We start from the raw sequence: 12,967 nt of genomic DNA on the forward strand, positions 1-12,967 counted from the left end.
GCTTTTTTTGTATTGCCTGCTTGCGGCTTATTTCATCGTCGGCATGACGAATTCGGCACCCGACTTGATGCCAGACGGCCAGCGCGAGGTGATGGTCTTGGTCTTCGTCCAGAACTTGATCGAATCCGTGCCGTGCTGGTTGAGGTCGCCGAAGCTCGAAGCCTTCCAGCCGCCGAAGGAATGGTAGGCGAGCGGAACCGGGATCGGAACGTTGATGCCGATCATGCCGATATTGACGCGGCTTGCGAAATCGCGGGCTGCATCGCCGTCGCGGGTGAAGATGGCGACGCCGTTGCCATATTCATGCTTCATCGGCAGTTCCAGCGCCTCTTCGTAGTTCTTGGCACGAACGACCGACAGAACCGGTCCGAAGATTTCCGTCTTGTAGATGTCCATGTCAGGGGTGACGTGGTCGAACAGGCAGCCGCCGACAAAATAGCCGTCTTCATAGCCCTGCAGCTTGAAGTCGCGGCCGTCGACCAGGAGCTTTGCGCCCTGTTCCACGCCGCTGTCGATCAGGCCCTTGACGCGCGTCTGGGCTTCCTTGGTGACGAGCGGGCCCATATCGGCCTTGTCATCGGTGTAAGGACCGATCTTCAGTGCCTCGATTTGCGGAATGAGCTTTTCAACGAGACGGTTTGCCGTCTCTTCGCCGACAGGAACTGCAACGGAAACAGCCATGCAGCGCTCGCCGGCCGAACCGTAACCGGCGCCCATCAGCGCGTTCACGGCCTGATCGAGATCGGCGTCCGGCATGATGATCATGTGGTTCTTTGCGCCGCCGAAGCACTGCGCGCGCTTGCCGTTCATGGCAGCGGTGCCATAGACGTAACGGGCGATCGGCGTCGAGCCGACGAAGGAAACCGCGCCGATATCGGGATCGGTGAGGATGGCGTCGACGGCACCCTTGTCGCCGTTGACGACGTTCAGGATGCCGGCCGGAAGGCCGGCTTCGATCATCAGTTCCGCGAGGCGGATCGGCAGCGAGGGATCGCGCTCGGAAGGCTTGAGGATGAAGGCGTTACCGCAGGCGATCGCCGGGGCGAACATCCACATCGGGATCATGCCGGGGAAGTTGAACGGGGTGATGCCTGCGCCGATGCCGACCGGCTGGCGGATCGAATACATGTCGATGGCCGGGCCCGCGCCTTCGGTGAACTCACCCTTCTGCAGATGCGGAATGCCGCAGACGAATTCGCAGACTTCAAGCCCGCGGACGATATCGCCCTTGGAATCTTCGACGGTCTTGCCGTGCTCGCTGGAGAGCAGCACCGCCAACTCGTTCATGTCTCGGTTCAGAAGTTCGACGAACTTGAAGAAAACGCGGGCACGACGCTGCGGATTGGTCGCAGCCCATTTCGGCTGTGCCGCCTTGGCGCTTTCGACAGCCGCGCGCAGTTCGGCGTCGCTGGCAAGCGCGACCGTAGCCTGAACTTCGCCCGTGGCCGGATTGTAGACATTCGATGTGCGGCCGCTGGTGCCCGGCACATGTTTGCCATTAATGAAATGACCGATTTCCTTCATGGTGTTCCTCCAGAATGTGATGGCGCAGCATTGCCTTTCGATTTGCACAAATCAATCGCCTGAAATAAGCATCAATTGTGCAAAAATAGACACAAGGAACGTGGCATGAACTGGGATGATGTACGTTTGTTCCTGAGCGTGGCGCGAAGCGGCCAGTTTCTTTCCGCGGCCAGAAAGCTCGGTGTGAACCATGCCACTCTCAGCCGCCGGGTTTCCGCGCTGGAAGCCGCCATCGGCACCCAGCTCTTCCTGCGCAGCACCAATGGCTGCGAACTGACGGAGGAGGGTCAGCGGCTCCTTGCGAGTGCGGAGCGCATGGAAACTGAAATGCTGAATGCCCAGGCCAATCTCGGTCGCGTCGATACGGCGGTTGCGGGAACGGTGCGCATCGGCGCGCCGGACGGCCTCGGCGTATCCTTCCTCGCGCCAAGGCTTGGCAGACTGACGGCGCGTTATCCCGATCTGAAAATCCAGCTCGTTCCGGTGCCGCGTTCCTTTTCGCTGTCGCAACGTGAGGCTGATATCGCCATCACTATCGAAAGGCCGGAACAGGGCAGGCTGATGTTTTCCAAGCTCACCGATTATTCACTCGGCCTCTATGCCTCGGCGAACTATCTGGCTGACTACGGAACGCCTGATGATGTCGAGGCACTGAAACGCCACCGGCGGATCGGTTACGTGGAGGACCTGATCTTTTCGCCTTCGCTGAACTTCACCGGCGAAATCATGCGTGATTGGGACGCCGCCTTTGAAATCTCAAGCGCTACCGGCCAGACGGAGGCAGTACGATCCGGTGCGGGAATCGGCATCCTGCACAATTACATCGCGGGCCAATATCCCGAACTTATACGGATCATCCCGCATCTCACCATCAGCCGGTCCTATTGGACGGCTTATCACGAATCCGCTCGCCAGTTGGTCCGTGTCCGCACGGCGGTCAATTTTCTCCAGGAACTCGTGGCCGAAGAACGACGCATCTTCACCTGATATCCGAAGCTCCGGCGTAATAGTACTATTAATTGTGCAAACCCGTCCGTTCTGGACTTGACAAAGGACGGCTGGTTGGACGACCAATGCAACCATTGGGAGATCGGAACTGACATGTCGACTATGATGAAAAAGCTTTCGCCGACGGGCCTCGGCGTGGCCGTGATGCTGCTTGGAATGCTGCTGTTCGCGTTGAACGACGCCATGGGAAAATGGCTCGTATCGACCTACAGCCAGGGCCAGGTGATCCTTATCCGAAGCGCCGCGGCGCTGGTCATCCTTGTTCCGATCGTCTGGAGAGCCGGCCTCTCCGGCCTCGTGAAAATCGAGCGGCCCGGCCTTCAGGCGGCGCGCGTCTTTTTCTCCACGGCCGAGCTTTTCTGTTTCTATTTCGCGGTCGCGGCGCTGCCCCTGGCGGACGTCATGACCTATTGGCTCGCGGCGCCGATTTACGTGGCTGCGCTCTCCCCGTTTCTGCTCGGAGAAAAGGTCGGCTGGCGTAGATGGACGGCCATTGGCATCGGTTTTGTCGGCGTTCTCATCGCGCTCAAGCCGAGCTCGGCAAGCCTCACCTCCGCTGCACTCTTTTCTATCCTCGGCAGCGCTGCCTTTGCATTCATGATGTTGTCCGGCCGCCAGCTGCGCAATACGCCCGACACGGTGCTCGCCTTCTGGCAGATCATCGGCGCGGCGCTTGCGGGCATTGTCGCCGTGCTCGTCACGCCGTCGGGATGGCTGCCGGTGCAATCCGGTTTTGATCTTGCCTTCCTCGGCCTGCTCGGCGTCGTCGCCATGGCGGCGCATGTGCTGGTCAACCGGGCGCTCAAACTTGCCGATGCTGCAACGGTTGCGCCGCTGCAATATACGCTGCTGCTCTGGGCGGTCATTTTCGGATGGCTGTTCTTCGGCGATGTGCCCCAGACAAGTATCGTGGTCGGCGCGGGCCTGATTGTTCTTTCGGGCCTTTACATCTTCTTTCGCGAAAATACGCTCAAACGCCGTCGCGAAACCGCCGAAGATCTGGCCGCAGAGCAGGTTTGATCTCTGGTTGCGATCACGGGACTTGACGAAGGCGTGATCTTCAGGGAGTAAGAAGGGGCCCTGCGATGATTTGTCTCGCAAGGGCAGAGGAAACAAAGGTGCCGGGCCCCTCTGGCGAGAGTTTTACGGCGCTCTCGTGATGTCGGTACCGCCTGCAAAATTCGCCGGCGGATTAAAAACTATGAAAAACCTGAATGTGCTTCGCGCGCGTGCTTTCTGCGTGCGGCCTGACGCCCCGCGTCGGTCTGCAACCGTCCTCGTAATGAACGGTGACCGGACATGAGCGCTGCCCAGAAAACCACGCTCTCCTACTTCAAGTGGGCTTTTATCGTCACCATCGTCGGTCTCATCCTCGGCGGCTATCTTGGCTGGGAAATGACCGGTACGGTTGGCGGTACCGCGACGATCTTCTTCATCTGCGTCGTTCTGGCGGTGCTGGAAATCTCGCTTTCTTTCGATAACGCCATCGTCAACGCGAACAAGCTGAAGGACATGACGCCGGTCTGGCAGCACCGCTTCCTGACATGGGGCATTCTCATTGCCGTTTTCGGCATGCGTATCGTCTTCCCGCTGCTGATCGTTGTCGTCGCCGCCAATGTCGGTCCCTGGACGGCCATCGTCATGGCGGCAACCCAGCCGGAACGTTATGCGGAAATCATGCAGGACGCCCATCTGCCGATTGCGGCTTTCGGCGGCACCTTCCTGATGATGGTCGGTCTCAACTTCTTCTTTGACCATGAAAAGGACGTGCATTGGGTGCGCTGGATCGAGGAAAAGGCTGCGACCTATTCTTCCGTCAAGGGCATCGAGATCGCCTTCGTGCTTGTTGTCATGCTGATCTTTTCGCGCATCATCGGCGCCAGCGACAACCCGGAACTCGGCCCGGTCGCGGCCAACACGTTCTTCCATTCGGCGATCTGGGGTCTCTTGACCTTCCTGCTGGTAGAAGTTGTTGGCGGCATTCTCGATCGTAGCCAGGAAATGCTGGAAGGCGCAGCAAAGGGCGGTTTCGGTGCGTTTCTTTATCTCGAAGTGCTTGACGCCAGCTTTTCCTTCGATGGCGTGATTGGTGCCTTTGCGCTGACGCAGAACCTGTTCATCATCGCCATCGGCCTCGGCATCGGCGCCATGTACGTGCGCTCGATGACAATCATGCTGGTCGAGAAAGGAACGCTTGCCGAATATCGCTATCTGGAGCACGGCGCCTTTTATGCGATCCTGATCCTGTCGGTCATCATGTATGTGCAGACCATGGTGCATATACCTGAAGTCATCACGGGCCTTGGCGGCGCAACCCTGATCGGTATCTCGCTCTGGTCGTCGATCCGCTATAATCGGCAGCAGAATGCCGATGCAGTCGATGCCGCACGCGGCGCAGAGATTTGATCCACAATACCCCTGTCTTCCGCCGTCACGGCGGGAGACAGTTTTTAAGCATTGAGTTCGTTCTTGCCTCTTTTTATCGCCATTTACGCCTTGCAAACGCCTTCGCTGCGCGCGTCATTTATCCATTAAGTCCCTGATTTAAAATATACTTGTGCGGCGCAGCAAAACTGGCACGATTTCTGCATCTTATCTTGCAAGTCCAGAGGGGACATATGGCCCAAAAATGGGGCAACAAGTACCGCCGCGCCGCGCGATCTTTCGGATCTGCGCCGTGCGGCGGTTCTGTTTGTGGGGATGGTTCTTGAGTTTTTCGCGCTGTTGCATGAAAACGATAGGACAACGACTGGAAGGTTTATCGGCTTGCCTGCAGAACTTTCGCCCACGGCCGCCCTCGGGCTCTGGCATCGCGTCTCGATGGCGCAGGTCACGGCCTATGCGCCCGATTTGACCTTGCGTCAGACGGCCATCCTGCTGCAGATTTATCTTGTGCCGCCGCCGCATACCGTGCGCGGCCTCGCCGGCCTGCTGGGCGTGACCAAGCCGGTCATCACCCGCGCGCTCGACAGTCTCGGCGCGCTAGGGCTGGTTGACCGGGCCCGGGATGAGCGGGACAGGCGCAATGTCGTGATAAAGCGCACCGTCGCAGGTGCGCTTTATCTGGAAAAATTCGGCGATCTGATTATTGATCAGGCCCGTAATATCTAACCTCTGGACGTGAACCCCATGATGCTCGACCGCCGCCTGAATGTCTTCCGCTCCGATCTCGCCGACGAAAAACTGCAAGGGGCGGTGCAGGCCGATCGTTTCGTCAGCGGATCTCCCGCACAGGTCGCGGTACCTGTCATCGGCCTGCGGCCCACGCCGGACCTTGTCGCCGGTATCGATACCGAACTGCTGTTCGGCGAGACCCTGCGCGTTTTCGACAGGGCGAACGGCTGGGCCTGGGTGCAGGCGGATGCGGATGGTTATGCGGGTTACGTGCCGGAAACGGCCATTGGTGATGTCGTCGCGGCCACTCACCGTATCGTTGCTCCCCGTACCTTTGTTTATCCTTCGGCCGAACTGCGCAAGCCACCGGTGGCGGCGCTGTCCATGGGCAGCCTGATCCGGATCGTCGGTGAAGAGGAGACCCGTGGCACCCGGTATCTCATGACCGAAAATGGCGAAGGCGTCATTGCCGCCCACTGCCGGACCGTCGATGCTGCCCCTGACGACGACTATGTCGCGGTGGCGTTGCGCTTCATCGAAACCCCCTATCTGTGGGGCGGTCGCTCCGGCTTTGGTATCGATTGCTCAGGCCTCGTACAGCTTTCCATGGCGATGGCGGGCCGGCGGGTGCTGCGCGATACCGACATGCAGGTGAAATCGCTCGGTGTGGAAATAGAGCGGGACGAGTTGCGGCGCGGCGATCTGGTTTTCTGGAAAGGCCATGTCGGGCTGATGGAAAATGAGGAAACGCTGCTGCACGCCAACGGCCATACCATGAATGTCGCGCGCGAAAATCTCGCTGCAGCCATTGAGCGCATCGGTTGGCTTTATGAAAAGCCGACGGCGTTCCGTCGCATGGAGGACTGAGGGAGCGCTTCACGAAATTGTTCCCGTCTTGCCCTTTGTGCGACAGCCGTCGCCGGCCTACATGCTGTCAATAATGGTACGGGACGGACACTGATGAAGACAAGAACGGCGGCACGATTGGCAGCGATCCTCGCGGCGGTCCTATTGAGCACTTCGGCAGAGGCCCAGACGGTGTTCCAGAACGGTTTTGCCCCGGCACCCGACGCCTATGCCAACCTGCCCGGTGTAAAAGACCCTCGAACGCTCCAACCCAAGGTCCGTTATAACTGCCATAGCGAACTGGGAAGTACCGGATATTCACGTGGGCCCTACCGGACCGTCTTCGGCAGTCGCGGACTTCCCGTCCAGGGTTACCGCTGCACCGATGAAAACGGTATTTCCAGCTTTGGCGGACGCAACCCCGTTTCCAAGGATTGGTACCCCGGCATCAATCCCGTTGATCCGACTTTCTGACGCTGCGTGCCCGTAGCCCCTGGCTGAAAACGATAATGAGGTTGCCGGGAAATCAACGCGCGGGCGGCTTGGTGAGGCATTTGCCGGGCCGGTGCTCTGGACTTGTTGTCGCTTTTTCAGATAAATCTTCCGCATGACGGGTTGATACCTGCCAGGGTGCGGATTGACATCGGCTATTCTGACCTTTGGCCGATACTGGGGAATGCAAGTATGACGAAGACCGATATAGCCACCCGTGTCCACAATCATACCTGGAAACTTGACCCGATCGTCCGCAGCCTGATCGATACGGATTTCTACAAGCTGTTGATGTTGCAGATGATCTGGAAGCTTTATCCGGAAGTCGACGCGACGTTTTCACTGATCAACCGCACCAAGACGGTGCGGCTGGCCGAGGAGATCGACGAGATGGAGCTGCGCGAACAGCTCGATCATGCGCGTACTCTGCGTCTTTCCAAAAAAGAGAATATCTGGCTTGCGGGTAACACGTTTTACGGCCGCTCGCAGATTTTCGAGCCGGAATTTCTCTCCTGGCTATCAAGCTATCAGCTGCCGGAATATGAGCTTTTCAAGCGCGACGGGCAGTACGAGCTGAATTTCCACGGCCGCTGGATGGACACGACGCTCTGGGAAATCCCGGCGCTCGCCATCATCAACGAGTTGCGTTCGCGTAGCGCCATGCGCTCGCTCGGTTATTTCACGCTGGATGTTCTCTATGCCCGCGCAAAGGCCAAGATGTGGGAGAAGGTTGAGCGGCTGCGGGAACTGCCGGGCCTGCGCATTTCCGATTTCGGCACCCGCCGCCGCCATAGCTTTCTGTGGCAGCGCTGGTGCGTCGAGGCGTTGAAGGAAGGCATCGGGCCGGCCTTTACCGGTACGAGCAACGTGCTGCTCGCCATGGATTCGGACCTTGAAGCCGTCGGGACCAACGCGCATGAACTGCCGATGGTGGTCGCGGCGCTGGCGCAGACGGATGAGGAGCTGGCTGCCGCGCCCTATCAGGTTCTGAAGGACTGGAACCGGCTTTATGGTGGCAACCTGCTGATTGTTCTGCCCGACGCCTTCGGCACGGCGGCGTTTCTGCGCAATGCGCCGGAATGGGTGGCTGACTGGACGGGTTTCCGCCCGGACAGCGCACCGCCGATCGAGGGCGGCGAGAAGATCATCGAGTGGTGGCAGAAGATGGGTCGCGACCCGCGCAAGAAGATGCTGATCTTCTCCGATGGCCTCGATGTCGATGCCATCATCGACACTTACAGGCATTTCGAAGGCCGCGTTCGCATGAGCTTCGGCTGGGGCACCAACCTCACCAATGATTTTGCTGGCTGCGCGCCAAAAACCATCGCCAGCCTCAAGCCGATCTCCATCGTCTGCAAGGTCAGCGATGCCAATGGCCGGCCGGCTGTGAAACTCTCGGACAATCCGCAAAAAGCAACCGGTGAACCGGCCGAAGTGGAGCGTTACCTGAAATTCTTCGGCCAGGAAGATCACAAGGAACAGAAGGTTCTGGTTTGATCAAAGCGGGGCGCTCCGGTCGACGAAGCGTCCCTAAAGCCGCTATTTCGTGAACTGATGTGCGATATAATGGAAGAGGGCGCGAATACCCTGCGCTTCTCCACCGATCGATGAGTGGTGCCTTTCACTCAGCGACCAGCCGTAAATATCGAAATGCGCCCAGCGCCGGGTGTTGGTCACGAAACGCTTGAGAAACAGCGCGGCGGTGATCGATCCGCCCATGCCGCCGGACGGCGCATTGGTAATATCGGCCGCGCGCGAGCGAATGTCCTTGTCGTATCCCATATAGAGCGGCATGCGCCACAGCGGATCGTCGGTATCGATGCTGGCTTCAGCGATGTCATGGGCCAGATCGTCGTCGTCGGTGTAGAAGGGCGGCAGATCGGGACCGAGCGCGACGCGGGCGGCGCCGGTCAATGTTGCCATGTCGATCATCAGGTCTGGCGCGTCCTCATCGGCATAGGCCAGAGCGTCCGCCAGAACGAGGCGGCCTTCCGCATCGGTATTGTCGATCTGCACCGTCAGCCCCTTGCGGCTCCGGTAAATGTCGCCGGGACGGAAGGCGTTGGAAGAGATGGAGTTTTCGACGGCGGGCACGAGGACGCGCAGGTCGACCGGCAGCTTCGCGTCCATGATCATCAGCGCCAGGCCGAGGACATTGGCGGCGCCGCCCATGTCCTTCTTCATCAGGGCCATGGACGCTGCGGGTTTTATATCGAGACCGCCGGTGTCGAAGCACACGCCCTTGCCAACAAGCGTCAGACGCGGATTACCCTTTTTACCCCAGTTCATTTCCAGAAGGCGTGGTGCGCTTTCGCTGGCGCGGCCGACGGCGTGGATGAGGGGGAAGTTTTCCTTCAGCAGGTCGTCGCCGGTGGTCACCTTCACCTTCGCCTTGTAATGGGCGGCAAGGGCCCGGAAAGCGATCTCCAGCTCATCCGGTCCCATGTCGTTGGCAGGCACATTGATGAGATCGCGCGCGAGAAAGACGCCCGCGAGAATGCGCTTGATCTCGCCGTCTTCGGCATCCTGGGGAATGAGCAGCTTGGCCCCGCTGGTTTTGGTGGTCTTGTATTTGTCGAAGCGGTAGCTGCCGAGGCCGAAACCGAGAGCGAGGCGATTGGCCGTCAGTGGTGCGGTCTCGATGTGCCACTCGCCTTCAGGCAGTTCGCGGGCGAGTTTGCCGGTGATGAACGGGATTTCAGAGGGATTGCCGCCAAGGCCGAGAAGCACGCCGCCGAGCGAACCATCGGCAGAGGGAACGAGCAGGATGGCACCGGCCTCGGCCTTGAACCCTGCTTTCTTTGCCCAGTCCAGAGCGACGGGGTCAATGGCGCCCTGCTCGATGTGGGCGGGCGTGACTGCGAAAACCGGCAGTGTACTGCCTGCCTTTGAGCTGAAAGGGGTCGGGCGTTCGATGAACTGATAGGGCGCCATTATATGCTTCCGTAAATGTCGAGAATCGGTGCGATTAACGCTCTGTTAGGGTTAACAGATTATTGCTTAAGCGAAAGTTGCGTCATGTGAGTCTGTCGTTTGTCGGGCGCAAGATTGATAATTCTTGGGCGAGGGCGCTGCCATGACTGCTTTTTCTTTGGCTGAGACAGGCCGGACAGGGTTGCTGCGGGGCGCGTGTTTTGCCGCATTGGTTCTTGCGGTTTCTGGATGTGCAAGCACCAACAAACCGGACCGGATGTCTACCGGCTCCATTCCCGCCGCCGCGCGCTCCTATGATCACATGAACATGGACCAGCTTCGCCAGGCGGAAGAAACCGCCGGCAAAGCCTATGAACGAAATCCCAAGGACAAGTCGGTGGGCATGAATTATGCCAGCGTCTTGATGATGACGGGCAAGAACACGCAGGCTCTTGCAGTCATGCAGCAGATAGCCATCGCCAATCCCGCCGACCGCGACGTGCTTGCCGCGTATGGCAAGGCACAGGCGGCTGCGGGACAGCTGGAGCAGGCGCTTTCAACCATTCAGCGGGCGCAGACACCCGATCGACCCGATTGGCGCCTCTATTCGGCCGAAGGCGCGGTGCTCGACCAGCTTGGACGTTCGAGCGAAGCCCGCTCCCGCTATCGGCAGGCGCTTGACCTGAAGCCGAACGATCCGAGCGTGCTTTCAAATCTCGGCATGTCCTATGTGCTATCGAGCGATCCGCGCACTGCCGAAACCTACCTGCAATCGGCCATCGCCCAGCCTGGCGCCGACAGCCGCGTTCGCCAGAACCTCGCGCTCGTTGTCGGCCTCCAGGGTCGCTTCGCCGAAGCAGAGCGCATTGCGGTACAGGAACTCTCGCCGCAGCAGGCTCAGGCAAACCTGACTTATCTGCGGGCAATGCTGTCCCAGCAAAATTCCTGGCAGCAGCTCGCAAAAAAAGACGGAAAGCCGGCGGGCTGATGCTTCGCGCGATGCCGCGTCCTTATATCCGGAACTTGACGCGTCGCCGCGAAATTCGGGCGGTATGTTTTTCAGAACGTGTCCAGCACGCGGATGATGGCAGGGCCTAGAATGACGGCGATGAGGACCGGCAGGAAAAATACAATCATCGGCACGGTCAGCTTCGGCGGCAGTGCAGCCGCTTTTTTCTCCGCTTCATTCATGCGTTCGTCGCGGCCTTCCTGTGCGAGAACGCGCAGCGCCTGAGCGAGCGGCGTTCCGTAACGTTCCGCCTGAATAAGCGCTTGCACGACGCTTTTCACGGCTTCGAGCTGTGTTCGCGTGCCGAAATTCTCGAGAGCGACCCGCCGGTCTTGCAGGAACGACAGTTCCGCCGTCGTCAGCATCATTTCTTCAGCCAGTTCGGGTGACTGCTCACCCATTTCCTCTGCCACGCGGCGCATCGCGGCCTCCATGGACACGCCGGATTCGATGCAGATCAGCATGAGGTCGAGCGCATCCGGCCAGGCTTTCTTGATCGACGCCTGCCGTTTGTTCATGCGGTTCGACACATAAATATTGGGAGCATAGAAACCGATATAGCCGAACAGCAACACAGCCATCAGCCGGACGATGAAGGCTTTGTCGGAGAGATTGCCGAGCACGAAGATCCAGGTGAAGGCTACGGCCAGAAAAATGAAAGGCAGGATGAAGCGGGCGGCGAGAAACGTGTTGAACGCGTTTTGGGAACGAAGCCCTGCTGCCCGCAGCTTGTTCATCGTGTTCTTGTCCGCAAGCGCTTCCTGGAGGTTGAATTTCTCCACGATGCGCCGGGCGGACTTGTTATTGTTGCCGCGCAAGGAGGTTTTGCCTTCCCTGGTAACGGTCGCAAGCCGCTCGCGCTCGCGGCTGCGGATGAGATCGCGTTCCGACGACACGGCTTTCATGCGTTTGGCAAAATCCTTCCGCTCGAAAACCGGCATGATGAGCGTATAAAGGGTGGCGAAAACCGCCAGCGTCACCAGAACGGCGACGATCGTTTGCGGATTGGTGAGGCTCGAAAGAAAACTCCCGCTCATTCTGCGCCCTCAAATATCGAAATTGATCATTTGGCGCATGATGAATATCCCGATCAACATCCAGACGGCCGACGCCCCAAGAATGATATGGCCGCGAATATCGGTAAAAAGCACCGATAGATATTCCGGCGAGGTAAAGTGCACCAGCATCATGACGACAAAGGGCAGCGAGCCGATGATGACCGCAGACGCCTTTGCCTCCATCGAAAGTGCATTCACCTTGGCCCGCATCTTCTTGCGGTCGCGCAGAACTTTTGAAAGGTTCGACAGCGCTTCGGAGAGGTTGCCGCCGGCCTGCGCCTGAATGTTGATGACGGTGCTGAAAAAGCTCACTTCGAAAAGCGGCATTGTCAGCATCATGCGCTCGATCGCCTGGGGAATGCCGATGCCGACCTGCTGCGCGTCGACAACCCGCTGGAACTCCGTTTTCACCGGCTCCTGGCCGTCAGATGCGATCAATCGCACCGCGTCGTTCAGCGGCAAACCGGATTTGATCGAGCGACACATGACATCAAGTGCGTTGGGAAACTCTTCGAGGAATTTCTTCTGCCGGCGCTTGAGGAGGAACGCCAGTGCCCAGCGCGGCAGCCCCAGCGCGATAACGGCGCCTATCGGTAGGGCGATAAGCAATGACAGGCCATAAAGAAGTGCGATGAGGGTGGCAAAGCCCGCCGCGCCGACGCTCAGCAGCTGAAACTGTCGCAGGGACAGCGTCAGCCCCGCCTGAACGAGCTTTTCGCGCAAACCGACATTTTTTGCCTTTTTTGCCCTCTCATTTTGTTTTTTTTCCATTTCCCGCAGGTTGTCCTGCATGGATTTGCGGCGTTTGCTGAGCTCATGCACGCGGTCACGTGCGGCTTTGATGTTGGTGTGGTCCGTCTCCGCGGCCTGGACCCGCTTGAAGCGGCTGGTGGTCTTTTTTTCGACCTCTATCTGCTGGAAAAGAAAAGCGTAAGCGAGCGCGCCCGCCGAAACGGCGACGAGTGCGGCCAATAGGAGGATTGTCGGGTCCATGGCGGTCGCT

12 protein-coding genes are annotated in these 12,967 nt (G+C 59.0%); 8 read left to right on the forward strand and 4 right to left on the reverse strand.

Going from position 1 to position 12,967, the window contains the following annotated elements; all coding sequences use genetic code 11:
* Window positions 1-27: 27 nt before the first annotated feature.
* Window positions 28-1,524, reverse strand: a complete 1,497-nt coding sequence (locus AGR2A_RS02400; RefSeq protein WP_004439286.1) for a CoA-acylating methylmalonate-semialdehyde dehydrogenase — start codon at window positions 1,522-1,524, stop codon at window positions 28-30.
* Between the two features lie 105 nt (window positions 1,525-1,629).
* Between AGR2A_RS02400 and AGR2A_RS02405 the strand changes: the two genes are divergently transcribed.
* The 7 genes from AGR2A_RS02405 (at window position 1,630) to pncB (ending at window position 8,481) form a co-directional block, all read left to right on the forward strand.
* A complete protein-coding gene (locus AGR2A_RS02405; RefSeq protein WP_037089480.1) occupies window positions 1,630-2,511 on the forward strand; it encodes a LysR family transcriptional regulator in 882 nt (293 codons plus the stop codon).
* A 123-nt stretch (window positions 2,512-2,634) separates the two neighbouring features.
* The gene (locus AGR2A_RS02410) at window positions 2,635-3,552 is read left to right on the forward strand and encodes a DMT family transporter (protein ID WP_072493830.1); all 918 of its coding nucleotides are present in this window, start codon (window positions 2,635-2,637) and stop codon (window positions 3,550-3,552) included.
* Window positions 3,553-3,831: 279 nt separating this feature from the next.
* Window positions 3,832-4,938 carry a DUF475 domain-containing protein gene (locus tag AGR2A_RS02415; RefSeq protein ID WP_004439293.1) on the forward strand — a complete coding sequence of 369 codons (1,107 nt, stop codon included), beginning with the start codon at window positions 3,832-3,834 and terminating at the stop codon, window positions 4,936-4,938.
* A gap of 360 nt (window positions 4,939-5,298) precedes the next feature.
* Entirely contained in the window at window positions 5,299-5,643 is a 345-nt protein-coding gene (locus tag AGR2A_RS02420) for a MarR family transcriptional regulator (protein WP_072494839.1), read from the forward strand.
* A gap of 18 nt (window positions 5,644-5,661) precedes the next feature.
* Window positions 5,662-6,513, forward strand: coding sequence for a C40 family peptidase (locus tag AGR2A_RS02425; RefSeq protein ID WP_072493831.1), 852 nt, complete (start codon window positions 5,662-5,664; stop codon window positions 6,511-6,513).
* Between the two features lie 93 nt (window positions 6,514-6,606).
* Window positions 6,607-6,966 carry a hypothetical protein gene (locus AGR2A_RS02430; protein ID WP_072493832.1) on the forward strand — a complete coding sequence of 120 codons (360 nt, stop codon included), beginning with the start codon at window positions 6,607-6,609 and terminating at the stop codon, window positions 6,964-6,966.
* 210 nt (window positions 6,967-7,176) lie between these two features.
* On the forward strand, window positions 7,177-8,481 hold the full coding sequence (gene pncB, locus AGR2A_RS02435; protein ID WP_004439297.1) for a nicotinate phosphoribosyltransferase: 1,305 nt from the start codon (window positions 7,177-7,179) through the stop codon (window positions 8,479-8,481).
* A 42-nt stretch (window positions 8,482-8,523) separates the two neighbouring features.
* Here pncB and AGR2A_RS02440 read toward each other — a convergent pair whose 3' ends face one another.
* Complete coding sequence (locus AGR2A_RS02440; RefSeq protein ID WP_072493833.1) at window positions 8,524-9,918, reverse strand: leucyl aminopeptidase family protein; 1,395 nt, start codon at window positions 9,916-9,918, stop codon at window positions 8,524-8,526.
* 142 nt (window positions 9,919-10,060) lie between these two features.
* On the opposite strand from AGR2A_RS02440, the gene AGR2A_RS02445 reads away from it, so the two are divergent.
* Window positions 10,061-10,885, forward strand: coding sequence for a tetratricopeptide repeat protein (locus tag AGR2A_RS02445; protein WP_004439299.1), 825 nt, complete (start codon window positions 10,061-10,063; stop codon window positions 10,883-10,885).
* Window positions 10,886-10,956: 71 nt separating this feature from the next.
* Here the strand turns inward: AGR2A_RS02445 and AGR2A_RS02450 are convergent, their stop codons facing one another.
* A complete protein-coding gene (locus tag AGR2A_RS02450) occupies window positions 10,957-11,943 on the reverse strand; it encodes a type II secretion system F family protein (RefSeq protein WP_004439300.1) in 987 nt (328 codons plus the stop codon).
* Window positions 11,944-11,952: 9 nt separating this feature from the next.
* Window positions 11,953-12,957, reverse strand: coding sequence for a type II secretion system F family protein (locus tag AGR2A_RS02455; RefSeq protein WP_004439301.1), 1,005 nt, complete (start codon window positions 12,955-12,957; stop codon window positions 11,953-11,955).
* Between the last annotated feature and the right edge of the window lie 10 nt (window positions 12,958-12,967).

The organism is Agrobacterium genomosp. 2 str. CFBP 5494, assembly GCF_900013495.1.
GTDB classification, from domain to species: Bacteria; Pseudomonadota; Alphaproteobacteria; order Rhizobiales; family Rhizobiaceae; genus Agrobacterium; species Agrobacterium pusense.

Bases quoted from the DNA above. Each gene is read 5' to 3' on its own strand.
- AGR2A_RS02400 (WP_004439286.1), bottom strand. From the start codon at position 1,524: ATGAAGGAAATCGGTCATTTCATTAATGGCAAACATGTGCCGGGCACC.
- AGR2A_RS02405 (WP_037089480.1), top strand. From the start codon at position 1,630: ATGAACTGGGATGATGTACGTTTGTTCCTGAGCGTGGCGCGAAGCGGC.
- AGR2A_RS02410 (WP_072493830.1), top strand. From the start codon at position 2,635: ATGATGAAAAAGCTTTCGCCGACGGGCCTCGGCGTGGCCGTGATGCTG.
- AGR2A_RS02415 (WP_004439293.1), top strand. From the start codon at position 3,832: ATGAGCGCTGCCCAGAAAACCACGCTCTCCTACTTCAAGTGGGCTTTT.
- AGR2A_RS02425 (WP_072493831.1), top strand. From the start codon at position 5,662: ATGATGCTCGACCGCCGCCTGAATGTCTTCCGCTCCGATCTCGCCGAC.
- AGR2A_RS02430 (WP_072493832.1), top strand. From the start codon at position 6,607: ATGAAGACAAGAACGGCGGCACGATTGGCAGCGATCCTCGCGGCGGTC.
- pncB (WP_004439297.1), top strand. From the start codon at position 7,177: ATGACGAAGACCGATATAGCCACCCGTGTCCACAATCATACCTGGAAA.
- AGR2A_RS02440 (WP_072493833.1), bottom strand. From the start codon at position 9,918: ATGGCGCCCTATCAGTTCATCGAACGCCCGACCCCTTTCAGCTCAAAG.
- AGR2A_RS02445 (WP_004439299.1), top strand. From the start codon at position 10,061: ATGACTGCTTTTTCTTTGGCTGAGACAGGCCGGACAGGGTTGCTGCGG.
- AGR2A_RS02450 (WP_004439300.1), bottom strand. From the start codon at position 11,943: ATGAGCGGGAGTTTTCTTTCGAGCCTCACCAATCCGCAAACGATCGTC.
- AGR2A_RS02455 (WP_004439301.1), bottom strand. From the start codon at position 12,957: ATGGACCCGACAATCCTCCTATTGGCCGCACTCGTCGCCGTTTCGGCG.